Genomic DNA, 25,452 nt, shown 5'->3' with positions numbered 1-25,452 from the left:
TCCAGTACATTAACATTAATTCAAACTGTATGAATAAGCAATTGTTTGTAGTAAAAGGTTTGATTTAAAAAATCATGGAGGAAAAATAGAAAAAAGGTTAGCAAAAAGCATTTATTTTTCCTATTTATTATTATCTATAAATGTTTATTTTGTGTCAATAATTATCTATAGATTGTTTGTTTGGGAATCTACTTAAATTCATACTGAGGTGAAGCATGAACAATATAATCCTTCGAATAGGTGAGAGAATTAGACAACTACGTAAACAGCAGGATATAAGCCAAGACATTTTGGCAGAACGATCGGGTCTACATAATAATTATATTGGCCAAGTAGAACGTGGGGAAAAAAATATTACAATTGAAAGTCTCAATAAAATCGCTACTGGTCTTAGTGTTTCTTTTGAAGAATTGTTTTATTGTATAGACCCTACTCATCAGCCAGATGAAATAAGACAATTAGTAGAAATACTTTACTCTCGACCTAAAGAGGATCATGTAATGGTCTTAACTTTAGTGAAAAATATAATAGAGTGGGAAAACAACAAACGTTAAGTTGAAAAAATAGATCCTAAGGTTGAACGGGAAACTTTTCAATGCTTGCAGTACAAAGCATATTGCACTGCGTCTCCCATTAAGTAGCGACGAGCTTGTAGGAAATATCTTATACCAATGTCTTTGGAAGATTTGGACTGAGTTTTGACAAAGATGTCAATTGTCTTGGCATGATCGGAGGCATATGCCTCAGCAATTAGAATCCATGACATGACGATGGACAAGACAATCTGTTGATAAACATAGGCATGTCCTTACCTGCCAGTAGCTAGGGGCAGACGACGCAGCGAGGAGATCTCGAGGCTACTAGAAGAAGAGCTAGGGTGAAGTGGGTTTATACTTTAATGAACTACAAAAAGATTTCGTCTTTTAGATCTCATATTATCGTTCAGATCACCCAGGGGGGTTAGCGCATACACTCTTATGGCACGTAATAGTGTAGAAAGTTGGATGTTAAGCCCCCTTTTATAGTTCTTTGGCTTTTTAGTACATCCGGTTGGTGTTTTGGAAAGTACTTTCGGGTTTCACTTTTTCGATTTTCGATGTATGTTCAGGAACTTTCTCGAACAAACACAAACTCAAGGGGAAAATGGATACTAGGGCCTTACCTTCGGCATGCTCCAGGTTGAGCTTGTTATTGTACATTCCTATGTTTCAATAGCACTGAAATATAGAAAGTTTCTTTTTCTACAATTAGCTCTGTATGAACTACATTATAATTGATTCCTTCCATTGTTATCCCATTTACTAATTTTGTCAGACGGAGGAATTCTCCAATTTCGCAAACATAGACATCCGCAGTTGAGTTGTCGGGGAATATGCATTGTACCCTAATAGGACTCATTCCTTCCTTGTTTATAATCTCCTACATGTCAATGGACATTCGAGTGCTCCATGCAATTAATCCTTGCTGCTTCCTACCTTGTGGGATTGTGAAATCAAATTACATTTTAATAAGTTCAATCTCCTCAGAGCTAAATTACGTTAGTTTTACTAAATCAGCCTAAATATCATTTTGGTTCGAAACAAGGATTTGTTGAGATGATTATGTTAATAAGGTTCCAAGTAGCGTCTTTGTCATGTCTTAAGTTTACTTTTTTAAAAAATGGGCAATCTTATTATATCAGAAAAAATCCCTATAGGATATAAAATTAAAAAATAATTCCTATAGTATCTTGGAGTAATCAAATGGCTAGTCTATGGTTTGCTTAGGGTGATCGCTGTGAGTAATTTTATGAAAATGGTAGGGGAAGGCATTCGACACTTTCGAAAACTACGCGGACTAAGCCAGGAGGAACTTGCAAGTAAGGCTGATGTACACGAAACTTATATTGGCAAGCTGGAACGTTCCGAAAAAGTATGTACCGTCGTCGTACTGGCTAAAATTACGAGTGCGCTCAACCTCTCGATGGTGGAGTTCTTTAGTTACATCCAACCTGTGAGCGGAGAGGGGAACGATTCTACACTTGCAGAAATTGTGGACAGGCTCCGAAGCAGAAGTCTAAATGAGCAAAAGAGGATATTGAAAGTCATTGACGCTATGCTGGACGATCAGTTGGATTGAGAGAGAGAACCTTACTACTTCTGATTACGCCTTAGGCAAATACTTCTACTTAATGATCAATTGTTCTGCATATTAACTTCCTACATAGATAAGCATAAAAAGTGGTTCATACAGTTTCATGGGTGTAGCGGCTTCATGGGAAGACGGCTTACATTGAAAAGAGGCAATTTAACATAAAAACATATTGTCATGATTAGAAAAGGAGCTGCTGCGGCAAGCTCCTTTCATTGTAGATGGTTCTGTTAAGTTAAGCTTATCGCAAGTGGTGATAAACCTAGCCTAGCAGCGAAGAGAAAGGTAGATCAAGCTAGTTGAGTAATGTAGGCACGAAAATAGGCATACGTATCAGTCAGAATCGGAAGTTCGAGAAAATACCCAAAATGATGGGGAGGAACTTGATTTATGCTTCGAAAATGGCTGATTGTTGCAATTCTCGTGACGGGTATGATTCACTTAGCGACGCTGTCCTTAGACAGCAGCGTACTGAACGGGATCTTTAAGCTGTTGCCAATGGTACTGATCATCGTGCTCGCTGTCAGCTCGCAGCCTGCGGACAAGTTGAAGATGTATAAGGTTTTGATCGTGAGTGGATTGATTTTTAGCATAGCTGGGGATGCATTCCTGCTGAAGAACGGAAATCAGTGGTTTATGTTCGGTTTGTCGTCTTTTATGGTGGGGCATCTGCTTTACGTAGCGGCTATGATACGACGGTGGGAATTTTCACTGTTAGCGTTGTTGTGCGTAGCACCGATCGGCGTATACTCGTGGCTTATTGGTTGGCAGCTGCACAATGGGATCATGGCGAATAGCGATCAAAGCGATTTATGGCTGCCGGCCGCCGTTTACATAGGCGTCATCTCGGTCATGTGCTGGACCGCGATCATGAGTCGGAACTGGCATGCGGCGGTCGGAGCGATTTTGTTCACCGTGTCGGACTCGATTTTGGCCTGGAATAAGTTTGTCGGCGCCGTACCGGCTTCAGGGATTTGGATTATGCTGACGTACTTCGCCGCGCAGTTGTTTATTGCGGGCAGCATCGCGAACGTCTTCGGTGGCAAGCGGTTGTCGGAGGGCCACGTTGTGAGGATGTAGTTGCGACAATATTTTCCATTCCTATAGTATAATGATGTTTAGGGCTGAGGTCTGTTACGGTGATTTGTTATGGAAAATGGCGAGGTACGGAGAGTCTGAACTTCGGCTTCAGCTTGCCCTTGATCGCATTCGAAGTTTGAAAGGAGTAACAAATGGCGATACAACCAGGTGACGTATTCGGATTCTGGAATTCACTATTGAATGCCTATGTTGCATGCCAGATTACGCATATCTTGCCCGCAAACCAAGCGGACAAAGAAGACAGCTATGCTGCATTGATGCTACATTGGATCGGAGGAGAGCTTCCTTCCCTTGATCAGCTGAAACAGGTAAAGCCGCTAATACTAGATTATTATTTTTGGAATGAGCTGGATCATCTCATTAGTGAGGGTCCGATTCCTCCGAACTATACCTATATTGGGAATTTCGAAGTTCTTGTACAGGAGCAGCCGAGAAGTTACGGAGACTGGGATCGAGAGAACAGGCAGTTTCGTCAGCTGCAGTGGGAGCGCATTCCAGAGAACAAACGGCATAATTTTAAAGCGGCCAGTAAGGCGGACGGAAGCAAGCAGATAGAAATTACTGGAGTCATGGTGCCATTGGGTCTTCGATCGCTTTCTCTGGATCGGATCCCGGATCTAGCCGACTACACAGAGTTGGATCGTCTGTCTTGTCTGACATCCTTGAAGGCTTTCGATTGGAATTCTGCACTGGAGGACTATGTAAGGACGCATGATTTTATCTGCAAGCTGGAGTTAGATCTCGAGGCAGAAGTGGAAAGGATCGATTTGCAGCATGATGTCCATATCAAGCACGAGCAGGAAGGGCGCGGCATCAGGCTTCAGTTGAATGGCGAGGCGGTGAATTCCTATCGTTGCTTAAGGGGACTCGCGCATTTGTCTGAGCTGGTTCTGTACGCAGTCGATGACATCGATTTAGGAGAAGTCATCGGTAGGTTTCCTTCACTACAGAGCTTGCGAGTAGGCGGCAACCCAGGCTATATCCGTGGAATAGAGCAGTTGTACAAGCTCGAACAGCTTCAAATGTTCACGACAATAGACATGTTTGGCTTTTCAGGAGATCAATTCCCACGCCCGGATCAGTTGCCGCAGCTGCACACATTGTGGATGACCAGCTTACCGGATGATGCTGCCAAGACGATCAAGCAAGCCTACAAGCAAGCAGCCAAGCAAGGTCTGGATTTGTACATTCGCCAACCGCGCAAGCCGGAATGGCTCGCCGACAATCTCGATAATCCATTTCGAGCGTGGGACGGCCGGGAAGGAATTACACCTGCGCAAGCGAAAAAGGCTGCCTCGCTGTACAAACAGATACGCGGGCAGCTACGGGAGCTTGCAGCACAAGCACAGACAGGTGATATGTCATCCCAGGACGTGCAGTTGCAACTCGAACACATCTTTTCTACCTATATTGAAGGCTTTAACAAACTCGACAAGCGCAAGGTGTTTATTTATACCGAGGAACGGGAGGAGATTTTTGATGCTGTGACTCCACTTGTGTCCGAGATTGTTGAGGAATTGCGGGCGAATCAGCTCGAAATAGATGAACATGCACTGTGGGGATATACCGACCAACTCCGCGATTTCTAATCGCCACGCCCCCCTATTTTGAGAGAATATCTTGATCGGATGCCGTTACCCGGCTGTTTGAACAGTTGCAGGGTAACGGCATTTTTATTGTCCAAACAGGTTGACAGTGATAATCGTTATCAATAATGTGGAAATAGAAATGATACTCCCTATTTACCGAATAACTACTATTTGAAATGAGGCATGCAATGTGAAAATCGACGTTAATCAGTTAGCAGAGCATCTTGCTCACACTCCTTTTCAAGTAGAAGGAGTATATCGATATGCTAAAAATCCAGGTGTGCCTCACGCTGACTATACAGATTCTTTTCCTGGATTCGTATTTCCACTTACAGGGAAGACACAATTTCAATTTGATGACACGCCGTACATTCTGTCGCCAGGCAAAGTTGTGCATGGGGGTGCAAAAATGAAGCTAGCTCAAAAGTTGTTTGGCAACGCCAACTGGGAGTATATCCTTGTTCAATACCGGATATGTCACTCAGAACTAGAAGAGTCAAGCTTTTCCCATCAGCATTTTGAATTATCAACGGGACAGTCTCCTCGTCTTATCGAATTAATTATGCGCCTGTGGCATGTGTATAATCAGCGTGGAGGAATTCCGATGTTTCAGACTGAAGTGCTGTTTCGCGATGTACTGAACGAAGCTTTATTATGTGTTGCTAATAGGCAAAATAGCTGTGAATCACTTACTTTATTTGAACGAGCGTCTCATTATATTCATGAATACTATGATCAAAGTCTTACCATAGAATCGCTTGCAGAACACAATAATGTTAATCGAAATCGACTTTCTTATGTATTTAGAAGACATGCAGGTATGGGGCCGGCAGAATACTTAGTAAAATATCGGATAACCATGGCGCAAGAAATGCTATTTACAAGTGATGCGCCTGTTCAACAAATTGCGCAGACGGTTGGGATTGCAGATCCCTTTTATTTTAGTCGAGTGTTCAAGAAACAATTTGGTGTTTCTCCTACTGAATATCGAGCGAAGTTCATCAATAATCTATGCTAATTTCAACAGGCATCCATTCTCATCTACAAATGACTTCACTATACTAATGGCAAATGAAAGATAACATGATGTTGGAGGCATTTCGTATGCAAAAGAGGATAGGACTGTTACTCTCCCTACTAGTAGTCATACTAGCGGCTTGTAATGCAACACCTGCTGAAAATAAAGGTTCCACTGCAGAAGGCGCATCTGCATCAGTAGTTCATGCAGCTGCAACTGATTGGCAAAGAACATTTAAGGATGCCTTAGGCAAAGAAATTGTTATCGAGAAAAAACCAGAAAAAGTAGCCTCGTTGTGGTACTTTTACCCTGAAATATTGGTTGCATTAGGTGAGCCGCCTGCTGCTACTACGGAAAAAGAGTATCTATCCACTTTATCTTATTTACATGGAAAGCTGGATTCAGCAGAGGAATTAGGAGATAAAGTGTCTCCTAGTATTGAGAAAATTCTAGCTCTTGAGCCTGATTACATTCTAGCAACCGAACAGCATGAGAAGATGTATGATTCACTAGAAAAAATTGCGCCTGTCATTACGCTGAAATCGAAGGACATCTATGAAAACTGGCAGTATGGACTCCGTACAGTGGCCGAGATTATTGGAAAAGAAGAGGAAGCGGAAAAAGTAATTACTACCATGATGAAGGACATCACAGCTGGGCGCGAAGCATTAAAGTCGATTCAAGGGGAGTCAGTAGCACTTATATTGTCTTGGGATGGAAAAACTTTTAATGTTCTAGGTGAAGGGAATCCTGTCTATACACTTGCGTTTGATAAAGAAAAGGGACTGGGACTTACACCAGATAATACATTCAAAGGTGCTAATAATAAATTTAATACGTTTGAGGGAATTTCAACGGTTCAAGCAGACCATATTTTCCTTATAGGTGACATTACAAAAAAGGAAACATTAATGAAAGACTTAAAACAAAGTAATGTATGGAATAAACTGAATGCCGTAGAGAAGGACAATGTCTATTTAATGGATAGTTCCGCTATTACTGGTGGCCCATTAGCTATCGAATACGCTTTGCGAAATATAACAAATGCCTTACATAAACTCTAAAAAGTCGAGAGAATATCATCGAAAACTAGGAGGGCTTAATATGCATTACGAAGCTATTAATCTAAATGAGAAGCTATCTACATTCAACGATCTCTGGTCTCCAAAAGTTGTTGCTGAATTAAATGACTATCAATTCAAGCTTGTTAAAATTGATGGGGATTTTATATGGCACGAGCATCAAGGTGCCGATAAGGTATTTATTGTGCTCGAAGGGGAAATGTTCATTGCTTTTCGTGATGGCCAGGTGAAAATCTCTAAGGGTGAGATGTTTATTGTCCCGGGGGGAGCCGAGCAGAAGCCTTTCACCGAAAAGGAATGCCATATTATGTTGATAGAACCTAAAGCGGCAGGATAAGCTTTGAATCATAAGAAATAAACAGAGTAAAGGGCCATCCGCTAAGGACGGCCCTTAAACTTGTCGTTACAGACAGCACGGGGGAGGAAAAAAGACTGACTCGCATATTTTCATTGCAAATGCGGGAGATAATCCTTGCTATTCTCGAGTTCAAATATCGATTTCGATAAGCTTATGCCTGCAAGCTTCCGAACACTGGCGTAACAATGTCCCGCTTAAATTGCTCCACCGCTACGTCAGTGTCGATCGTATAGCCGCCTTCCAGTCCGACAAATCCGGAGAAGCCGGTTTCTTTAATCGCGCGCAGAATATTTACGTAATTTAGCTCGCCCGTGCCTGGCTGATTGCGGCCTGGATTGTCTGCAATGTGGAAATGATTGATTCGGTCGATATAATGGGTAGCGTTGCGAATGACGTTGCCTTCCGTGACCTGCTGATGGTAGACGTCGAAGACGAGCTTGACGTTCGGGCTGTCTACCCGATCGATCACTTCCACCGATTCATCCGAACGCTGAAGGAAATGTCCGTAATGGTCGACGAGTCCGTTGAGCGGTTCCACCTCCAAGACGATTCCGGCTTCCTCGAGCAGAGGGGCGCAGCGTTTGAGTGTCTCCACCATAGCGGAGCGCTGATCCTCGCGAGGCAAGCCTTCCAGTTCGTTGCCTGTCTGAGAAATAATTGAAGTGACATTCAGAATCTTGCACGCTTCAATCGTATCGCGTATCCCAGCGATATAATTGTCTCTGAACGATTCATCGACTAGATTGAAGAACTTCGTGCAGGTCGCGCTGATGCCCACCCCGATGCGCTCTTGCTCCTTCGCGATTTGTTTCAGATCATCAAGATTCCACCACGAATAATACTCCAATCCGTGCAGGCCATGCTCCTTAATTTTCTCCAAATGATAAATGACATCTTTCCCGCTATAAGCGCCGATGCACAATGAGAACTTCACAGTCGATCCCTCCAATCACTAGTATGAACCAAGCAGTACAGGTTTGCCCGAGACGGCAGATTCAGTGGCTGCAATCGTAATTTCGTGAGTTCGGAGGGCATCTTCATAATTGGACTTAATGCGGGAGGTATCGCCAGTACGGATCGCATGGATGAACGCTTCATCTTCAGCGATAGTGAGATCAATCCCATTGGAGTGAGTCTGAACGCCCTCAGTCTCGATCACCTTCAATGAGGTGTCACGCACCTCGAGCACACCTTCGTCCGTGTAGATATCGAGTCCGACGTGGTGGCCGATGGGCATCATACAGGTGTTGGAAATGGTGGCAACCATGCCGTTTGCAAGCTTCATCGTAACCGTCCCGACATCGGGGACATCGGTTCCTTCGACTTTCTTGCCCATTGCTTGAAGCGCGTATGCGGCATATACTTCTTTCACTTCGCCGCACAAAAAGCGAAGCATGTCTACGATATGCGTCGTCTGTTCGACGAACTGTCCGCCCGATCCTGTCATTACTCTCCACCAAGGCACCATCGGCATTCCGCCCATCCAGTATCCGAGCGCCATGCCGGGAGTCCTCTCAGCCAACAGCTTCTTAGCTAAGTGTGCTGTTTCGCTGTATCGCCAGTGATACCCGACGGACGTGATCAGCTTTTTGTCCTTGATCGCCTGACTGATGGCGGCGGGAGTGTCGCGGTTGATGCCGATTGGCTTTTCTACAAGAAAAGGGATTGACCGTTCGATCAATTGCTGTTCGGCATCTCCATGGGCTAGTGGTGGAACGCAAATATAGACGCCATCGAGCTTATTGTCGTCCAGCATGTCGTCCAGCATGTCGTCCAGCTTTGCGTACGCTTTCGCATCATTGTGCTCTGAAGCCGCTTTCTGTGCACGGCCAAGGTCAACATCGTAGAATGCAGTCATGGATACGCCTTCGATTTGAGCTAAGCTGCGGATATGATGATTGGCGATTCCTCCGGTTCCGATAAATCCAAGCTTCACCGTCATAATCGTGATCACTCCCGTTTCAAGGATATAATAAATATCAACTTTGTAAGTTATTCTAATCGAACCCAATCCGTAATAAAATATCAGATATAACGCTTTCAATATCGAAAAATGAAACTGGAGGAGCGGATATGAACATCAGCTATGGCAGGCATTTCATAACAACGGAGCGTGACCGGGGGCTGCCGCTTCACCTGGGCAGTGTCGGCTTGATGACGCACCAGGGATCCATTTATCGGGAACACGGCTATCACGCTTTCCACTGGCTGCACACGGTAGAGGGAGTCGGTGAATTCTCGGTGAACGGCACAACGGTGAAGTTGTATCCGAATCAGGGCATCCTGCTCAAGCCAAACGTAAGCCACAGTTATCGTGCGGAAACTAGCATCTGGTCGACATGGTTTATGACCTTCGATGGGGCGCTCGCCAATCCCATTACAGCGTCACTTGATCTTCAACACATGCGGCCACTGAGTTGGGGTTCCGATTCGCCACTCGCAGCAATTCATCTGCAATACGATCATAAATGCAATCATAGCTTCGATCTTGCGGGGGTCAATGGTTCACTTGAGGTGTATGCCTTTTTGACGCTTATCAAGCAGTTCGGACAAGCTGGCAATGAACCCTCCTTATCTGAAGGTCATGAGAGGCTCGCTCCTATTTATTTGCTCATTGAAGAAGCGTACGGGAACCCTGATCTCGGGCTGGAACGGATGGCGAATACACTGCGGGTCAGTCCACAGTATCTGAATTTATTGTTCCGCAAGAGCTGGGGAATAAGTCCCTATCAATATTTGCTGCAATTTCGCATTCAGAAATCGAAGGATATGCTCCTCTCTGGGAGATGCCCTACTGTGAAGGAGATTGCTGCATCTGTGGGCTTCCAAAGTGATAGTCACTTCGTCCATACGTTCCGTCGAGTGACCGGCATGACGCCAATGCAGTTCCGAGCGCAATATGGGGAATAACCGAGTCACCGATAACCGGTAAGGTGGTCTTGATTCTGATTTCATCGGATACAGTCTTCTTTATGATATATTGAAGTGTAGACGGGCTTGTTCCGTAAGATATACCATTGTAAAGTAAGTATGAATCATGAATCTAGAGACGGTCATGCAAGAGCTTGAAGCTCTTGGCAAGGAACGCACCAAGAAAATATACCTATCCAATGGCGCTCACGAGCCGCTTTTTGGAGTAGCTACAGGTCAGATGAAGCCTATCTTCCGGAAAATAAAACGCAATCAGCCATTAGCGGAGGAGCTCTATGCTACAGGGAATTACGACGCCATGTACTTTGCCGGGGTAATCGCGGATCCTGAGGCAATGTCTGCGGTGGATTTTGAGCGGTGGATTGATCAGGCCTATTTCTATATGCTATCTGATTATGTGGTAGCCGTAACGCTGGCAGAGACAGATATTGCGCAGGAAGTCTCCGATAAATGGATTGCAAGCGATATAGAGCTTAAAAGGTCGGCAGGCTGGAGCTGTTATTGCTGGATGCTCGGAAATCGCCCGGACAGTGAATTCTCTGAAGCCAAAATTGCGGATATGCTGGAACTTGTGAAAAATACGATTCATGATGCTCCTGAACGTGCGAAGTACGCGATGAATAATTTTATCTACACCGTGGGAGTATCCTATCAGCCGCTTCATGATAAAGTAGTCGAGATCGCAAAGGAAGTGGGCCCGGTGGAGGTCAATCGCGATTCTGGAAAGAGCAAGTTCTTGAATGCATCCATGAATATTCAAAAGGCGGTAGAGAAGGGGCAGATCGGCTTCAAACGGAAATATGTAAGGTGTTAGTTCTTAAATCTTGAGTGAATTACGAAGGGTTATGCGATGCCAAAAAACGATAATATGCTGGCAATATTGTGGTTGCTGAATTCGGGCGCCAAAATGACTGCCAAACAAATATCCGAAAAGTTAGAAATAAATATTAGAACTGTCTATCGATATATTGATGCACTATGTGCCAGTGGAGTGCCCATCGTATCTGATTCAGGTCATTATGGCGGATATAGCTTGCTCAATCATTTTATCAGAGCCCCTCTGCTATTTGATATGGAGGAGAAAAAGGCGCTCCTTCATGCTGCCATCTTTGCAAAAGAAGCTGGATATCCTCTGAGCGAAGTATTAGACAATGCGACATCGAAGTTGAAAAAGTATTCGAACCAGGAGCAGGAACGCACACTTAATCGTCAGTTAGCAGGATTTGAAGTAATCAACCAAGGGGGAGCTCCTTCTATTCAGCCGGTATTGCTGGAATTGGAGCAGGCTGTAGAACAGGAATGCTCTCTAGAAATCGATTACCGCACAGTCCGGGAGGAGCAGCCCAAGCATAGGGTCATAGACCCCTATGGGACAGTGAACTGGAACAATAAATGGTATACCGTTGCATTTTGCCACCTAAGGAATGAGCTCCGCATCTTCCGGGCAGAACGGATTGTACAAATCGAGCGTACGTCCATCCGATTTAAGCGTCCCGAAGCCTTTTCAGCTCGTGAGTTTGTTAAGCAAAACTTGCTGCCTGATTTGGTGGGCAAGGACAGAGCGTTTTCTGTAATTATCGAGGGCAGAGCAGAGGCATTGGACGACTTATGTCTGCACGGGTTCTTGGGGCACTATCTGCAAGAGAGGACGGCAAATCAAGCAATCTTTGTACTTGAGGAAGAATCAATGGATACTTATGTGCCTCATCTTCTCTTATCCTATGGGAAATCGATTCAAGTTATCGAGCCACAGCAGTTGAAGGATAAACTTATTGCTGTTGCATCAGAATTAATGGAATATTATCAACGAAAATAACTTCACTGACAGCAGTTGTCAGTGAAGTTATTTTATTATGAAGACAATCATGGATTACCGATAGATGATGGGAATCCGTTGAATATTGGGTAGAGAAGGAGAACGTACACATGAGTAATACGGTATATCTGTATGTATTTGACACAATGGCAGACTGGGAGATCGGTTATGTAACTGCCGAATTGAATTCGGGAAGATTTTATAAAAAGGGGATAACCCCCTCAAAAATAGTTACCGTGGGAAATGAAAAGACCCCTGTAACGACGATGGGTGGATTGAAGGTACTCCCTGATATCTGTCTGGAGGAGTGCTGCATAGCAAGTACAGATGTATTGATTTTGCCTGGTGGAGATACATGGACAGCACCCATTCACCAACCGATCTTACAAGTTGCCCAGAGATGTGTAGAGGAAGGCATACTGGTTGCCGCGATTTGCGGTGCTACGATAGGATTGGCCCAGACAGGATTGTTGAATTCTCGCGAGCACACAAGCAATGATCTGGAATACCTGAAGATGGTCTGTCCCACTTATGCAGGCGAACAGCATTACAGGAGGGAGTCAGTTGTAACGGATGGGAAATTGATCACGGCATCTGGAGTAGCACCATTGGAATTTTCTGCACACATCTTGAGAGCATTAGGTGTGTTTTCAGAAACAACATTAGATGCTTGGTATAGTCTAAATAAGACCCATAAACCCCAATATTTCTTTGAGTTGATGAACTCAATCCAATAAAGGTATCAGCATGAAATAAATCGGCTTCGGGTGAAACGAAAGTATGATCCACATAATATGTTTCGTTTTGCCCAAGACAAAGAGGCTGCACGCTGGCTTACCCAGGTACAACCTCTTTTGCTATTTTTATGCCCCAATATATTTCACTGCAAACCATGAAAGCTAAACGAAGTTTCTCGTATCATTGTTACGTCCGAATTTGTACGTTGCAATCAGGAAGAAAACAACCGCAAAGGCGAATAAAATCGTCAGATGAAACCAGATATTGCCCATCGCTTCTCCGGACTGTAGTTTGTCGATCGACTGCAGCGCCCAACTCTGTGGCATGAAGTCGGAAATGCGGCGCAGCATTTCAGGCATAATGCTTCTCGGGAAGAAGCAGCCCGCGAGCAGACAGGTTGGAGTCACAATCAGATTTTGAAGCGCTCCAGCCATCGCCGAGTTTTTGGAGAAAGCTACAATCACCAGCGACACGCTGACGGATACAAGCGCAAAAAGCGTTAGAATAATAAGCATTTCCCCCATTGAGATTCCTGGATCCAGATTAAACACGACCCGCATGAAGAACAAAGCGACGATAATTTGCGCGATCATGACGATAATATTCACCAAAACATTCGCCAGCACATAGGTCCTCGCATTGATCGGAGAAGAGAGAATGCGGTAATAGGTTCGGTTCTCCCGGTTTTTCAAAATCAGCTCCGATAGCCCGGTCGCAGAGTTCATCATAAACAAGAGCAGAAACCCGATGGATTGAAACGACATTGCTTTGGTTACAGATGTATCATTTACGGATTGGGACGTCAGCTTAAAGTCCGAGGAATGGTAAGTATCATACAGCTTCCGGAATTTGGCTTGGTCGCCTCCAGAAATTTTCGCCATTGCCGCGACATTATCGATATATCCGTGCAGCATCGATTTCATGTACGCCGTTACTTGAGCTCCTTTCACCGATTCGATGGAAATATGGCCCGGATTCCCGTTCAGCACGCTCTCCGAATAACCCGAGTCGATAATCAAGCCGCTGTCCAATTTGCTCGCAGCCAGCTGTTCCTTCAGCTCGCTTGCCGTAACGTTTATGATTTGCACATGATCGAGACGCTGCACAAAACCGATCGTATCCGCCGCAATCTGTTGACCCTGATCATCGTTAACCACGCCAACCCGTAATTGTGTCTGCCCTTGTTGGCCATACAACAGTATGGAACCCAAAATACCGATAATCGGCAGACCGAAGTATATTAATAGCGCACTGCGTTTGCGAAATGTCGCAATCAGCGTTTTGGAAGCTAGAAACCAGATCTCACTCCACATGTTACAATCCCTCCCTGCGTCTCATTACGACAATTGATGCACCTAGAAACAATACGGCGAAGCCGATGTTTATGCAAACAACCGGCCAGGCTGCCGATACGTCATTTCCGTAAATCACTTGCGTCAGACCATGGTTAGCCCAGCGGATGGGTGACAAATTGATGAGGAATCCCATCAAGCCGCTGCCAGAATCATTGCCGATGGGGAAATAGGCTCCTCCGAAAAAAGACATGAGCTGAACGATCAAGCTGACGACATTGCGGCCCGCCCTGCCTTTTATCATATAGCCGCATGCAAGGCCAAGACCCATCGCCATGATGACCTCTGACAGCAGAACGATGGCAACGATCCCCATATGGCTGCCCCAATAAGCTTTAAACACATATTTGCTGAACAGGATCATCGCTGCCACGCACAATACATTCGTCATCATTCCGCCCAAAATCTTGCCCGTAAAAATCTCGCCTTTACTTACCGGAGCTATGATAAGTCGATTCCCTGTGCCGCGACTGATCTCGCTCTGGATCAGCCCGCCTGCCGACATGGCCGCCCACATGCCAACCATCACGGTCATGGCGAGCGCATAATAATCGACGGAGCTTGGCGTTCGGTTCGGCGTTATGGACATTTCTTTGATGTAGTCTGTTCCGCCGCTCGCGAACACCGCCTCGGTGTGGGCCGGTTCGATCTTGGCTACCGCCACAGCCGCATTATATTTATCCGTGAAAGAAGCCAGCATCCCCTGCACAATATTGCTTGCGATCGTATCGCGGCTGCTGCCATAAAGGGAAATTCCTTGCGGAGTCAACTCGACATAATCCACATAACGGTTATTTTCAACTTCCGTTCGTCCATCCATCCCAGACTGAAGAGACTCAAATATCACTCCCGTCTTGCCTACTTCCTTCGTAAAAGCGTTAAACGCTTGAGAAAGCTCTCCGCCGCCGGTTGAATCCTTCATCAAAACCTTCAGATCTCCGATTTTGACATCGGAACTGAATGCATTGCTCAGCGCCATACCCAGGATTAACATGAGAACGATCGGGAAACCCAGCATGAACACCAGCGTACGCCGATCGCGGAGATCCTGCTTTATTTCTTTTAATGCAATCGATAATATATTCACCGTGGCAACCTCCTTTTCCGCGATATATTAATCCCGTAAATTGCGCCCGGTTAATGTAAGGAATACCGTTTCTAAATTAGGCTCCTGTTCTTCAACCGCGCGGATTTCTTTGCCATTATCCATAAGCTGCTTCAATATCCGGTTCAGGTTATCCACCGCGGCATCACTCTGAATCCGAATTACCTGTTCATCCTGAAGTACATTACGCACCCCTGGAATGGTTTTTAAACCTTCGCTTTCCCCACCTTGGGCCAATTTCAATTCAATGCGAACTTCCTTGACGTCAGTGACCGTTGATTTCAGCTGCTCCTTGGTTCCCTCGGCGATGATTTTTCCATGATCCACAATAGCGATACGGGAACAAATCTCCTCAACTTCCTCCATGTAATGGCTTGTGTAAATAATGGTGCAGCCGGATTCGTTCAGCTTTCGCACCGAGGTTAAAATATAATTGCGCGATTGGGGATCGATCCCTACGGTCGGTTCATCCATAATAATCAGCTTTGGTTTATGCGCAATAGCACAGGCGATGTTAAGGCGACGTTTCATCCCGCCGGAGAAATTTTTCGGGAAACTTTTGGCCTTGTCGCCGAGACCGACAAACGTCAGCGCTTCCTCTGTCCGCTCCTTCAGCTCGGTCCCCCGTAAACCGTACAGCCCTGCAAAAAAGCTTACATTCTCATACGCAGTCATATCCTCATAAATCGCTAAATCCTGGGGAACAACGCCGAGGTTCATTTTGGCAAAGCGGCTATGCTTCATGATGTCCTTCTCTAGAATCCGGATTTCCCCACCAGTCGGACGCAGCAGCGACGAAACCATATTGATCGTTGTGCTTTTGCCAGCTCCGTTAGATCCGAGAAAACCAAAAATCTCACCTTCCCGAATGGACAGCGACATATTATCAACAGCGATAAAATCGCCAAACTTCTTTGTAAGCCCCCGGATTTCTAATACGTTCATCTATCTTTCACTCCGTTTCGTTGTGCTTTTGATGTCTTTATCATAATAAAAAAGGATGCTCTTATATCAGTGCATAAGTTCATCCTTTTTACATGAGAAAATTCATATTTTGTTAGGAGAAGGATTAACGGCAAATGAGAAATTTCATTAGTCACCGTACGGAATCAGGGTCGTGATGCTAAAACCGCGGGTACCGTCGGCGACGACCGTCCCGTTGACGTGTGCAGTCCGCTCCTCCATCCCGATCAAGCCGAGGCCTTTGACGATTTTGGAGGCACCTTTGCCGTTATCGGCTACGACGGCTTTAATAAAACGGTTTAGTACCCGGACTTCCACATGAACGGCCGAAGCGCCGGAATATTTGGCACTGTTGGTCAAAGCCTCCGTGACATTTTCATAAATAATTTTCCAATGAAGCGGAGTGATCTGATCGATGTTTCCTTCATGGACGACCGAGGTCATGAGCCCCGTTTGGCCTGCAAAAGCTTCAACCGCGGTCTTCAAACGGCTGAACCCAAGCTGCTCCATTGGCGGCTTGGTATGTTTCAGTGTAATCCGGATTTCTTCAATCGCTTCCTTGGAGATGCCGATCGCGTTTTGCAGCAGCGTCTCCGCTGTTGCTGCATCGCTGCCCAGAAGGCGTTTGGCCGCTTCCATCTGAATTAGGGCGCCGGTCATTGCATGCCCGATGCCATCATGGATTTCCTGAGCCAGCCGGTTGCGTTCCTCCAGCTTGACCATATATTCCGACGCTCTGGCATATTCCCGGTTTTCGTTGAGGCTTTTCGCCAGCTTCTGCACGTCCTTGCGCATTCGTTCAAGCTCATCCTCCTGTTTGATGGCCCTCCCCATATAATGACGGATCATCACATAACCGAAGAAACTCCAAGCAGCTACAAAGACATACAAAATCATCATTTCACCGCGCAAAAGCAGTATCGGAAGAAATACGGCGATCAGCAAATAACCGTTTTTTCGCGAATGAAAGGACGCCAGCTCATTCATGCTAAACGGAAGCAGCAGTGCAAAATACGGATAGTGAACCGTGCAACCGATCAAATAGATGATAATTCCTATAATAATCATCTGCTTGGTGACGCTCTTCTTCACGATATGCAGGATTAGATTCAGCGCCAAATAAATTAGAAAAAAGAATACTAGCCATTGGTCTGCCACTGCCGCCGTAATATAAGAAGCGATGACAACAAACAGCAGCATGATCATTTTATTGCCAACCGTCCAAACTTCCATGCGATAGCCTTTCCCTTCTCTAACGGGTTTTGCCCGTCAGATAATAAATCGCAATCTGTGTCCGGTGCGATAGCCCGGTTTTATTCAAAATTGCTGTGATATAATTTGCCGTCGTCCCTTCGGAAATAAATATTTCTTTGGAAATCTCCTTGTTCGATAGGCCCTGCGCGATGAGCGACATGACATCCAGTTCCCGTTCCGTAAACAAACTGCGGTCGAAGGGCCCGTCATTGGAAGAACTCTCGTCCTTTTCAGTACCGATTCCTGTTTTCTGCTTTCCGGAGGATGCAGCCGGGACGGACATTTTACTCTCCGTCGGCTCCTGGTAGCCTGACATCTGGGATTTGAGCTTTTCCAGTACCACATCCTGCAGGACGCTCTGCCCGTTGTGTATGCTTTTGATCGCATCGCGGATCCGCTCCGGATCGGTGTTTTTCAGCAGATATCCCTTTGCGCCGAACCGGATGGCATCCAGAATATATTCATCATCGTCAAACGTCGTCAAAATGAGCGGTTTGGTTGCCGTCTGCTCGCTAATCAGCTTGGTGGCCTCGACTCCGTTCATATTCGGCATCCGTACATCCAGCAAGGCAACATCTACTTCATGAGCCTGGCAGTATTCAACGGCTTCCCGGCCGTCCTCCACTGTGGCAAGCACGTCGAATTCCCCGAATGTGGTTAAAATAATCTTCATCCCTTCGCGGATGAATGAGTTGTCATCGGCGATTAGTACGCGAATTTTCATCATACGCCTCCTTGCTTTATTTCAGCATGATTTCATAAATGGCTTCTTCCTGCTGTGTATCTTCGAACCATTCCGTGCCGGCGTATGTAAAGCCTATTTTTTCAAGAATCTTGCTGGAATCCGCATTTTGAGGGTCAACAGAAGCATGGATTCGCTTCACGCCACCATGATTTCTGGCAAGCTCTAAGCAAGCCTTTGCCGCTTCTGTCGCATATCCTTTTCCCCAGCTTGACTTGGCAAAATGATAAATGAGTTCAACCTCATGGACTTCTCCCGATATATTAAAACCGCCGGCTCCTATGACCATGCGCGTTTCTTTTTCCACCACCGCATAGACGGACAATCCCTTTGCCTGATGACATTCGCGGTAAGCTGTAAGAGTCAAAGGCAGCTTCTCATGGGCGGCGGCACCAAGACAGTACCGCATCACTTCCTCATCGCCCCAAAACCGCTTGGCAGCCTCAACATCCTCTTCTTCAAAAACGCGCAGAGCAAGACGCTCGGTTTCAATTTCATATGCGGATTTCATGTTTTATCTCCTTTTTAATGGAATTCCATGGGCCTATCCCCAGATCTTTTGATATTTATTGTACTCAAAGGATATTTTTATGGGAAGAAAAAAAGTACAGCCCCCATCTGACGATGAAGCACTGTACTTCCCTATCATTGATTTTCTCTTTTATTTTTCTCCAGCTCAGCTTGTAATTTAGCATTCTCTCTCAATAAACTCGCATTCTCTTCCAATAACTTTTGTACGTCTGGGACATCCTTGGCAGAAATCCAGCCGTGCAGATCATCTCTTCTTTCATACTCTGGCAATTGATCGCGCATAACCATCTTAATGTGCCGTATGTCTTCAACATAATAGGTAGGTACTTCCTCAAATACGGATTGTTTAAACTCTTGGAGCCTCTCATAATACTCCCCTACTACAAAGTCGTATGGCTTTTGTCTTAATGCTTCATCTGTGACTACAAAAGCAAATCTGGGTTTACCAACTTCGCCCGCATAATCATATTCCCAATGCGTATAACTCTTTGATTCATCATCAGGAAGCGTTAAACCATAGAATCCTCCGAGAATTAGAATATATATATCGGATTCATCGATCCATCTTTTCCTAATGCTCATCGGAGTTTCCTTGAAGAATAGCTCAACTCCTGCAGGAATATGCCCAGCTTTACGCACGGCTTCTACAGCGGTGTATCTTTCCTCAACCAAATCAGAAAAAGTAGACGATATGTAGATTTGTAGTTTTTTTTTCATAGGCCACCTTTATAAATTGAAATGAAATTAATATGGATCATACCGTCACATTACTTTATGTGTCAATATTTAACGATACTGTGTAGGTTACATGCGAAGGAAACGAGAGAGAGGGGTACATCGTCATCGTGATTTTGGGATGTAAAGAAGTGTATATCAAAGTAAACAACTATCTATTACTGCGCATAAAAATGTCTCATAAAATCTATGGTGAAGAGGCTACTTGGAATAATTGGGCGTCAGGGTCAGGCTCATGTACCAGACTTGTACAAACGTAATTGTCATTTCAATCTAAGAAATGGGGATGAAAAATGAAGCAGAGTCAAAGGTATCCAAGACGAGGTTCGTTGTTGTTATCACTTGTGCTAATCTTCTCGATTGTTTTTTCTGTCCATCCATCGGTACTGAATGCAGAGGGGGATATACCGCCGGAGGTTACGCAGGGGCAGGGAGATCAACAGCCTTTGCCTGAAACTCCTACTCAGCCGGAGCAAGGGGGAATTCCTCAGCCTGATCCCGATCCACAGTCACAGCCTGAATTCAATCAACAGCCCCAATCTGATCTCGAGCAACAGCCACAGCCTGCCATAGAGCAGCCTCTTGACCTTGCCGCTGCGACGGGATATTTCCCACCCAACACCGCGGCATCTGGAAACGTGAAGAATATGGCCTTGTTGTACACCGGATATTACGGCGGACGAACGACATACGAGGGGAAAGAAATCGGCACGTATGACAAAAATACATTGTTGCCTTATGTTGCGCACTACAACAGCAATAATGTGATGGACGACACCTTCTTTGACTCGTTCCTGTTCCTAGGAATCAATACGCCTGACTATCGGGATTTCGGCGATTCGGCTGACCCTGCCAAGTTTACCTACAAGACGGATTGGGAGTGGTACATCAACCGTATTTTCACTGCCAATCAACAGCTGGACGCCCTGAATCAAGCTACCCAGCAGGTTGCAGCCACGCTAAACCAACCAAACTACAAATCCAAGGTATATATTATGATACCTTATCCCAACAGTAGAATAACCAATTTCGGGGATGTCGATAACGACGGCATCAGTGAAAATTTAAAAACCAATCCTAGCAACTTAACCAAGGTAACCAAATGGTATATCGACAACGTACGAAGTAAATGGAACCAAGCCCAATACAGCAACCTTGAATTAAAGGGTTTCTATTGGTTCCACGAAGATATCGACACCGGCAATCAGGGTGAAGTAAATGCGATCAATAACACTGGAAACTATCTGCACTCGCTTGGCTTGAAATATTGCTGGATTCCGTACTTTGGTGCCGGGCAAAGCAAAAGCGCGCAAAACTATACCTTTGATTTCAGTATCCAGCAGCCCAACCACTATTTCGTCCCGAGTTCAGACTATTCGAGAATGACCAATGTTACCACCCAAGCTCAAACCTACAATCAAGGCATCGAAATGGAATTTGACGAGAGAGCGATGTCTGACCCCGATTTTAAGAACCGGTTCGATAATTATTTAAAGGCTGGCGCAGAATACGGGTACATGACAGGGGCGATCAAAGGCTGGTACCAAGATATCTTCGGAATATATAACCTCTATAAGAACAAGAACAACAACGGCGTAAGCGGCATTTATGACGGTAGACAAATGTACGAAGACATCTACAAATTCACCAAAGGAACGTACACGATTCCAGGAAACCTGGCAAGCGGCAAGACGGCTGTAGCCTCTTCCAGCCAAAGTTCTTCTGTATCCGCCGATAAGGCGGTCGACAATAAGTTCGGCACCAGATGGTCAAGCCAGCAATATACAAATACGGAGTGGATTTACGTCGATCTCGGGCAAGCCTATAACGTTAACCGAGTTAGGCTGAACTGGGAGACCGCATACGGCAAGAGTTATAAAATACAAGTATCGAACGATGCAACCAATTGGACGGATGTCTATGCGACCACAACTGGCGTTGGCGGAGTCGACGATATTGGCTTTGTGCCAACAACGGCAAGGTATGTAAGAATGTACGCGACGGAACGAGGGACGATCTACGGGTACTCCCTTTACGAGTTTCAGGTATATGGGGATAGCGTTGGGTCCGCCACCACAGCGAATCTAGCGTTAAATAAGACAGCTTCGTCATCTTCCAACCAAGACGCAGCTCTTACGCCGAACAATGTGGTGGACGGCAATGCGACGACAAGATGGTCTAGTCAGTTTACAGATTCAGAATGGGTAGCGATTGACCTCGGGCAGTCTTATAACATTAATCGAGTCATATTGAACTGGGAGCTTGCCTATGGCAAGGGTTATAAGATTCAAGTATCGAATGACGCTGTCAACTGGACGGATGTATATACGACAACGAATGGAGTTGGCGGTATCGACGATATATTCTTTACTCCGGTGAATGCAAGGTATGTACGAATGTACGGGACGCAAAGGGCTTACACCTTCTACGGATACTCCTTGTATGAATTCCAGGTTTATGGCAGCAAACCAAATCTAGCGCTAAATAAATCGGCAACAGCTTCTTCCAACGAGACAGCCGCATACACGGCTGATAAAGCGGTAGATGGCAATCCGACGACGAGATGGTCCAGTCTATATTCCAACCCGCAATGGATCTACGTAGACCTTGGACAACAATATCGCGTCAATCATGTCAAACTGAACTGGGAGTTTGCCTATGCGAAGGGCTACAGGATTCAAGTGTCGAACGATGCCCTCAATTGGGCGGATATGTATACCACATCGATGGGCGACGGCGGCATTGACGATATCTACTTTGAACCAGTAAATGCGAGGTATGTCCGCATGTATGCAACGAACCAGGGTACCGGCTACTGGTATTCGCTTTATGAGTTCGAAGTCTATGGCAGCTGATCCACTAGCCTTATGGTGTGAACTTTCCTAGACTGAAGCAGGTAAAACGCAAGTATGACCTTCATAGCACGAAACAGAAGAACACACCCTCAAGGGAATGCCCCTATAGCGCAAGATAGGGGAGATAACCTTGGAGGTGTTTTTTTGTGGACACATCAAAATCTACATCTTCAATAAATTCGATAACCTCCCCATTGGGACTGTGAATGAGAGCGTTTCTGACTACAAGTGGCGGTTCGCCAAGGGAAAGACTCGCCGGTTCTATAAATGGCTTGGCTCCATATGCGAGTGCTTTCTGGTACATATCCTCAACATCTTGGACATAGAAGGCGAGATGCAATAACGCCCCATGAGTTACCTCATCATCAGACTGTGCTTTCTTGCCTTGAGCAGGAATGACCGCGTCGTTATCAAAGACCTCAATACAAGTTCTTTGGTCAGGTGAAATCAGCATGGAGGCTTCTTTAATTTGAAAGGATGGCAGACTCCAGTGATGGCCGATCTTAAACCCTAATACTTCCGTATAGAACGCAATGGTTGCTTGATAATCTTTGGCTTGGATTGCCACATGGGCAAGACCTTGTATACTCATTTATAAGCCTCCTCTTCAGAGATGGTTCTAATTATAGGGGGATGAATTCGTAAAATGAATGCGAAAAGTGAGGAACATGTAGTAGAATGCATGTGAATATAAGGCTATGCAGGCTGAGGAGTTTATTTTATTAAAATCTCGTATTTGAGGTGTGCATCGTATGGAAAATGGGTTTGATGATATTGATCAAAAGATCATGAAATTACTTCAGAATAATGCGCGAATGTCGATTTCCCAAATCAGTAAAGAAGTGGCTATGTCGCAACCATCCGTGAAAGAAAGAATGATTAAGCTGGAAGAAAAAAATATCATTTCCGGATATACGGCTCAATTTAATTTGCGGAATTTGAACAGAGGGACGACCACGTTTATTTTGTTAAAAACGGAACGGTGCCAAGAGGTTGTTGATTTTTGTGAACATGCCAAGGAAGTAACGGATTTATATCGCATTAGCGGTGAATATAATTATCTGATCAAGGTACAAACGGCATCCATCGAGGAGCTTGCCCAGTTTCAAGATGATCTTGCAAAAATCGGAGTTTCAAAATCCCATATTAGTATGAAAAATATTCTAGAGAACAGGGTGCTGCTCTGAATAGAGGAGATTACGGACATCAGGAGGCCTACTTGAAATGGAGGAACGAAACACATACAGAACAAGCCAGTTATCAGAGATCCTTGGAGTGACTAGGGATGCCCTGAGATACTATGAGGAACAAGGGATTGTGAACCCAAAGCAAAATGAATCCAATCACTATAGGCAATATGACTACTATGATATCTATACCTTGATGGTGGCTGACTTTTACAAAAAGAGAAATTTATCGATCAAAGAAGTAAAAAGGTTGCAGGTAGGCAGCGAAATCGAAGAGCTTGGAGCTTTATTAGGGGATAAAGCCAGCAAATTAGAAGAAACGATACGGATGAAAGCACACATGCTTCAAAAAATAAAGGAAACCCAACAATTCTGTGAGGATATCAAACACCATCTCAACCAATATTCCATTAAGGAATTCCCCGCTTATAAAGTGATTGGGGAGATATCGGATTTCACTGCCTTTCAGGAGTATCCGGTTATATTGGAGCATACGGACTCGATGAAGGACGATATTCTCAGTAGAATCATGAGGCAGTTTACGTTTGATGAGATTGGGTTTCTGGATACGAAGATGTACATTGTGGAGAAGCTTGAAGCGAAGCCAACAGAAGAAGGGCGCTATTTGGAGTTTCCCTCATGCATCTACACGATTGTGGAGGATGGCAGGTTCCAAAACGGGAGCGGGGATATTAAGCATCAGGTTTTTGAACATACATTAGCCTGGGGACGGGGACAGGGGCTTACACCCAAAGGGGTTGCATTTGTGAATACTCGTCTGATCACGTATCTGGATAACATGGAGCGCGTATTTTTAGAAATTTATATTCCTGTTGAGGGAAAATAGGGACTTTATGATCGATCTATTGACCTGGGTGTAACACCATAGTTTATATTTGGAAACCAGTGGAGGATGAGCGCGCAAATTGTTCTATTGGTTTTTTGTTTTATAAACTAGTTACAGGCGGGGATTAATATGAATGGCATATTAAAAAGATATATTCTATGGACCTACGGCATATTCTATGTGTTTCTTCTTCTCATCGGGTTATCCATGTTGGTGATCAAATCTCAACCATTAGCCGAAGTGGTAAAAGTGCTATCAGCTTGGACGGCAACCTTTGTGTTCATCGCGATGTTCCGTAAAATCAAGCCTCAAGAAAACCTGATGGATTTTATAAAGGGTCAATTTCGTGCAAGGATACGCTTATCAACGGTACTGAGCGTTATTTTGCTCCAATTATTTGTTTTAATAGGGAGTCTCTCCGTAGTAACTGCAGTTTGGAATGTGCCCATACGCGAGCAATTAGCTGATTCCTGGACGAAACTGCTTCTCGTATTTGGCTATAATCTGATTCTGGGGCCACTAGGGGAAGAGCTCGGGTGGAGTGCATTTGTACTCGATGAATTGCAGAAAAAGTTCAGTCCGTTAACATCTGCGTTGATCGTTGGGGTCACTTGGGGATTCTGGCATGGGCCGCTATGGCTGATGACAGGCTATTCAGGAATGGATTTAGTGCTGTATATTGTCTGTTTCTTGGTCTCCATTATCTCTGTCTCGATCATGATAACGGTATTTTATAATTTGAATCATAATCTGATTATTCCTATTCTCATTCATCAGCTTTTTAATTATTTTATGGGGATTCAATTGGGGGAACCTTTGCGTATTATTGTCGTTACGGCCCCATTCTATTTGATCGTGGCTGTAGGTTTGGTTGTATTGAATGATAGAAAGTGCTTGTACAAATAAGTGAGGGGAATACAGGTTCCGTCATGACTTGAAGGGTGAACCTTTTTGTAAGAAATGGTAAAGTGAAATGGAGATGACCTTTTCTACGAGGTGGGAGAAGCATGAAGGAATTATTGGTGAAGTACATAGCGAAATATACATCCCTTACTGAAGAGGAACAGCGGGCTGTTCTTGAAGATATTCATTTAGAGGAATATAAAAAAGGAACAGTG

26 protein-coding genes are annotated in these 25,452 nt (G+C 44.9%); 16 read left to right on the top strand and 10 right to left on the bottom strand.

Annotated elements, in window-relative coordinates; genetic code table 11:
* Window positions 1–215 precede the first annotated feature (215 nt).
* From BBG47_RS06535 to BBG47_RS06500, 7 genes are all read left to right on the top strand, one after another.
* On the top strand, window positions 216–554 hold the full coding sequence (locus tag BBG47_RS06535; RefSeq protein WP_065291052.1) for a helix-turn-helix domain-containing protein: 339 nt from the start codon (window positions 216–218) through the stop codon (window positions 552–554).
* 1,222 nt (window positions 555–1,776) lie between these two features.
* A complete protein-coding gene (locus tag BBG47_RS06525; RefSeq protein ID WP_065291050.1) occupies window positions 1,777–2,118 on the top strand; it encodes a helix-turn-helix domain-containing protein in 342 nt (113 codons plus the stop codon).
* Between the two features lie 402 nt (window positions 2,119–2,520).
* Window positions 2,521–3,210 carry a lysoplasmalogenase gene (locus BBG47_RS06520; RefSeq protein ID WP_065291049.1) on the top strand — a complete coding sequence of 230 codons (690 nt, stop codon included), beginning with the start codon at window positions 2,521–2,523 and terminating at the stop codon, window positions 3,208–3,210.
* A gap of 152 nt (window positions 3,211–3,362) precedes the next feature.
* Window positions 3,363–4,820 (top strand): hypothetical protein, encoded by a 1,458-nt coding sequence (locus BBG47_RS06515; protein ID WP_065291048.1) that lies wholly within the window; start codon window positions 3,363–3,365, stop codon window positions 4,818–4,820.
* Window positions 4,821–5,010: 190 nt separating this feature from the next.
* Window positions 5,011–5,838 carry a helix-turn-helix transcriptional regulator gene (locus BBG47_RS06510; RefSeq protein ID WP_065291047.1) on the top strand — a complete coding sequence of 276 codons (828 nt, stop codon included), beginning with the start codon at window positions 5,011–5,013 and terminating at the stop codon, window positions 5,836–5,838.
* 86 nt (window positions 5,839–5,924) lie between these two features.
* Entirely contained in the window at window positions 5,925–6,902 is a 978-nt protein-coding gene (locus BBG47_RS06505) for an ABC transporter substrate-binding protein (protein ID WP_065291046.1), read from the top strand.
* Between the two features lie 40 nt (window positions 6,903–6,942).
* Window positions 6,943–7,257 carry a cupin domain-containing protein gene (locus tag BBG47_RS06500; protein ID WP_021260746.1) on the top strand — a complete coding sequence of 105 codons (315 nt, stop codon included), beginning with the start codon at window positions 6,943–6,945 and terminating at the stop codon, window positions 7,255–7,257.
* 172 nt (window positions 7,258–7,429) lie between these two features.
* Here the strand turns inward: BBG47_RS06500 and BBG47_RS06495 are convergent, their stop codons facing one another.
* Window positions 7,430–8,212, bottom strand: coding sequence for a TIM barrel protein (locus BBG47_RS06495; protein ID WP_065291045.1), 783 nt, complete (start codon window positions 8,210–8,212; stop codon window positions 7,430–7,432).
* An 18-nt stretch (window positions 8,213–8,230) separates the two neighbouring features.
* Window positions 8,231–9,220: a Gfo/Idh/MocA family protein gene (locus BBG47_RS06490; protein WP_065291044.1), complete on the bottom strand. Its 990-nt coding sequence runs from the start codon at window positions 9,218–9,220 to the stop codon at window positions 8,231–8,233.
* Between the two features lie 131 nt (window positions 9,221–9,351).
* Here BBG47_RS06490 and BBG47_RS06485 point away from each other — a divergent pair, with 131 nt between their 5' ends.
* The 5 genes from BBG47_RS06485 to BBG47_RS31185 all read left to right on the top strand — a co-directional run bounded on the left by BBG47_RS06485 (window position 9,352) and on the right by BBG47_RS31185 (window position 12,921).
* Complete coding sequence (locus BBG47_RS06485; RefSeq protein ID WP_065291043.1) at window positions 9,352–10,188, top strand: helix-turn-helix transcriptional regulator; 837 nt, start codon at window positions 9,352–9,354, stop codon at window positions 10,186–10,188.
* A 127-nt stretch (window positions 10,189–10,315) separates the two neighbouring features.
* Window positions 10,316–11,023, top strand: a complete 708-nt coding sequence (locus BBG47_RS06480; RefSeq protein ID WP_065291042.1) for a DNA alkylation repair protein — start codon at window positions 10,316–10,318, stop codon at window positions 11,021–11,023.
* A gap of 36 nt (window positions 11,024–11,059) precedes the next feature.
* The gene (locus tag BBG47_RS06475; RefSeq protein WP_065291041.1) at window positions 11,060–12,025 is read left to right on the top strand and encodes a helix-turn-helix transcriptional regulator; all 966 of its coding nucleotides are present in this window, start codon (window positions 11,060–11,062) and stop codon (window positions 12,023–12,025) included.
* A gap of 110 nt (window positions 12,026–12,135) precedes the next feature.
* Complete coding sequence (locus BBG47_RS06470) at window positions 12,136–12,762, top strand: type 1 glutamine amidotransferase family protein (RefSeq protein WP_065291040.1); 627 nt, start codon at window positions 12,136–12,138, stop codon at window positions 12,760–12,762.
* 15 nt (window positions 12,763–12,777) lie between these two features.
* Window positions 12,778–12,921 (top strand): BBE domain-containing protein, encoded by a 144-nt coding sequence (locus BBG47_RS31185; RefSeq protein WP_139070685.1) that lies wholly within the window; start codon window positions 12,778–12,780, stop codon window positions 12,919–12,921.
* 3 nt (window positions 12,922–12,924) lie between these two features.
* Here BBG47_RS31185 and BBG47_RS06465 read toward each other — a convergent pair whose 3' ends face one another.
* The 7 genes from BBG47_RS06465 to BBG47_RS06435 form a co-directional block, all read right to left on the bottom strand.
* Window positions 12,925–14,076 (bottom strand): ABC transporter permease, encoded by a 1,152-nt coding sequence (locus BBG47_RS06465; RefSeq protein ID WP_065291039.1) that lies wholly within the window; start codon window positions 14,074–14,076, stop codon window positions 12,925–12,927.
* A gap of 1 nt (window position 14,077) precedes the next feature.
* Window positions 14,078–15,202, bottom strand: coding sequence for an ABC transporter permease (locus tag BBG47_RS06460; RefSeq protein ID WP_065291038.1), 1,125 nt, complete (start codon window positions 15,200–15,202; stop codon window positions 14,078–14,080).
* A 27-nt stretch (window positions 15,203–15,229) separates the two neighbouring features.
* Window positions 15,230–16,165 (bottom strand): ABC transporter ATP-binding protein, encoded by a 936-nt coding sequence (locus tag BBG47_RS06455; protein WP_065291037.1) that lies wholly within the window; start codon window positions 16,163–16,165, stop codon window positions 15,230–15,232.
* A 147-nt stretch (window positions 16,166–16,312) separates the two neighbouring features.
* Window positions 16,313–17,416 (bottom strand): sensor histidine kinase, encoded by a 1,104-nt coding sequence (locus BBG47_RS06450; protein ID WP_065291036.1) that lies wholly within the window; start codon window positions 17,414–17,416, stop codon window positions 16,313–16,315.
* Window positions 17,417–17,435: 19 nt separating this feature from the next.
* Window positions 17,436–18,161 (bottom strand): response regulator transcription factor, encoded by a 726-nt coding sequence (locus tag BBG47_RS06445; RefSeq protein WP_083189117.1) that lies wholly within the window; start codon window positions 18,159–18,161, stop codon window positions 17,436–17,438.
* A 16-nt stretch (window positions 18,162–18,177) separates the two neighbouring features.
* Window positions 18,178–18,690 carry a GNAT family N-acetyltransferase gene (locus BBG47_RS06440; RefSeq protein WP_065291034.1) on the bottom strand — a complete coding sequence of 171 codons (513 nt, stop codon included), beginning with the start codon at window positions 18,688–18,690 and terminating at the stop codon, window positions 18,178–18,180.
* A 134-nt stretch (window positions 18,691–18,824) separates the two neighbouring features.
* Window positions 18,825–19,427 (bottom strand): DUF4062 domain-containing protein, encoded by a 603-nt coding sequence (locus BBG47_RS06435; protein WP_028533272.1) that lies wholly within the window; start codon window positions 19,425–19,427, stop codon window positions 18,825–18,827.
* 311 nt (window positions 19,428–19,738) lie between these two features.
* On the opposite strand from BBG47_RS06435, the gene BBG47_RS06430 reads away from it, so the two are divergent.
* Window positions 19,739–22,300, top strand: coding sequence for a discoidin domain-containing protein (locus BBG47_RS06430; protein WP_065291033.1), 2,562 nt, complete (start codon window positions 19,739–19,741; stop codon window positions 22,298–22,300).
* Between the two features lie 103 nt (window positions 22,301–22,403).
* Here BBG47_RS06430 and BBG47_RS06425 read toward each other — a convergent pair whose 3' ends face one another.
* Window positions 22,404–22,892 (bottom strand): VOC family protein, encoded by a 489-nt coding sequence (locus BBG47_RS06425; RefSeq protein WP_065291032.1) that lies wholly within the window; start codon window positions 22,890–22,892, stop codon window positions 22,404–22,406.
* Window positions 22,893–23,052: 160 nt separating this feature from the next.
* Here BBG47_RS06425 and BBG47_RS06420 point away from each other — a divergent pair, with 160 nt between their 5' ends.
* The 3 genes from BBG47_RS06420 (at window position 23,053) to BBG47_RS06410 (ending at window position 25,240) form a co-directional block, all read left to right on the top strand.
* Window positions 23,053–23,487: an Lrp/AsnC family transcriptional regulator gene (locus BBG47_RS06420; RefSeq protein WP_065291031.1), complete on the top strand. Its 435-nt coding sequence runs from the start codon at window positions 23,053–23,055 to the stop codon at window positions 23,485–23,487.
* Window positions 23,488–23,524: 37 nt separating this feature from the next.
* A complete protein-coding gene (locus BBG47_RS06415; RefSeq protein ID WP_065291030.1) occupies window positions 23,525–24,334 on the top strand; it encodes a MerR family transcriptional regulator in 810 nt (269 codons plus the stop codon).
* A gap of 129 nt (window positions 24,335–24,463) precedes the next feature.
* Entirely contained in the window at window positions 24,464–25,240 is a 777-nt protein-coding gene (locus tag BBG47_RS06410) for a CPBP family intramembrane glutamic endopeptidase (protein ID WP_065291029.1), read from the top strand.
* The last annotated feature ends 212 nt before the right edge of the window (window positions 25,241–25,452 follow it).

Origin of the sequence: Paenibacillus sp. KS1 (assembly GCF_001680695.1) — a bacterium.
Taxonomy (GTDB): Bacteria; Bacillota; Bacilli; order Paenibacillales; family Paenibacillaceae; genus Paenibacillus_B; species Paenibacillus_B suaedae.
This window is presented reverse-complemented; position numbering and strand designations above follow the sequence as displayed.

Excerpts from the sequence above, each read along its gene's own strand:
- BBG47_RS06465 (WP_065291039.1), bottom strand. The coding sequence starts at position 14,076 with ATGTGGAGTGAGATCTGGTTTCTAGCTTCCAAAACGCTGATTGCGACA.
- BBG47_RS06410 (WP_065291029.1), top strand. The coding sequence starts at position 24,464 with ATGAATGGCATATTAAAAAGATATATTCTATGGACCTACGGCATATTC.
- BBG47_RS06425 (WP_065291032.1), bottom strand. The coding sequence starts at position 22,892 with ATGAGTATACAAGGTCTTGCCCATGTGGCAATCCAAGCCAAAGATTAT.
- BBG47_RS06435 (WP_028533272.1), bottom strand. The coding sequence starts at position 19,427 with ATGAAAAAAAAACTACAAATCTACATATCGTCTACTTTTTCTGATTTG.
- BBG47_RS06430 (WP_065291033.1), top strand. The coding sequence starts at position 19,739 with ATGAAGCAGAGTCAAAGGTATCCAAGACGAGGTTCGTTGTTGTTATCA.
- BBG47_RS06500 (WP_021260746.1), top strand. The coding sequence starts at position 6,943 with ATGCATTACGAAGCTATTAATCTAAATGAGAAGCTATCTACATTCAAC.
- BBG47_RS06455 (WP_065291037.1), bottom strand. The coding sequence starts at position 16,165 with ATGAACGTATTAGAAATCCGGGGGCTTACAAAGAAGTTTGGCGATTTT.
- BBG47_RS06475 (WP_065291041.1), top strand. The coding sequence starts at position 11,060 with ATGCCAAAAAACGATAATATGCTGGCAATATTGTGGTTGCTGAATTCG.
- BBG47_RS06535 (WP_065291052.1), top strand. The coding sequence starts at position 216 with ATGAACAATATAATCCTTCGAATAGGTGAGAGAATTAGACAACTACGT.
- BBG47_RS06490 (WP_065291044.1), bottom strand. The coding sequence starts at position 9,220 with ATGACGGTGAAGCTTGGATTTATCGGAACCGGAGGAATCGCCAATCAT.
- BBG47_RS06480 (WP_065291042.1), top strand. The coding sequence starts at position 10,316 with ATGAATCTAGAGACGGTCATGCAAGAGCTTGAAGCTCTTGGCAAGGAA.
- BBG47_RS06515 (WP_065291048.1), top strand. The coding sequence starts at position 3,363 with ATGGCGATACAACCAGGTGACGTATTCGGATTCTGGAATTCACTATTG.
- BBG47_RS06520 (WP_065291049.1), top strand. The coding sequence starts at position 2,521 with ATGCTTCGAAAATGGCTGATTGTTGCAATTCTCGTGACGGGTATGATT.
- BBG47_RS06415 (WP_065291030.1), top strand. The coding sequence starts at position 23,525 with ATGGAGGAACGAAACACATACAGAACAAGCCAGTTATCAGAGATCCTT.
- BBG47_RS06420 (WP_065291031.1), top strand. The coding sequence starts at position 23,053 with ATGGAAAATGGGTTTGATGATATTGATCAAAAGATCATGAAATTACTT.
- BBG47_RS06445 (WP_083189117.1), bottom strand. The coding sequence starts at position 18,161 with ATGAAAATTCGCGTACTAATCGCCGATGACAACTCATTCATCCGCGAA.
- BBG47_RS06505 (WP_065291046.1), top strand. The coding sequence starts at position 5,925 with ATGCAAAAGAGGATAGGACTGTTACTCTCCCTACTAGTAGTCATACTA.
- BBG47_RS06440 (WP_065291034.1), bottom strand. The coding sequence starts at position 18,690 with ATGAAATCCGCATATGAAATTGAAACCGAGCGTCTTGCTCTGCGCGTT.
- BBG47_RS06450 (WP_065291036.1), bottom strand. The coding sequence starts at position 17,416 with ATGGAAGTTTGGACGGTTGGCAATAAAATGATCATGCTGCTGTTTGTT.
- BBG47_RS06470 (WP_065291040.1), top strand. The coding sequence starts at position 12,136 with ATGAGTAATACGGTATATCTGTATGTATTTGACACAATGGCAGACTGG.
- BBG47_RS06485 (WP_065291043.1), top strand. The coding sequence starts at position 9,352 with ATGAACATCAGCTATGGCAGGCATTTCATAACAACGGAGCGTGACCGG.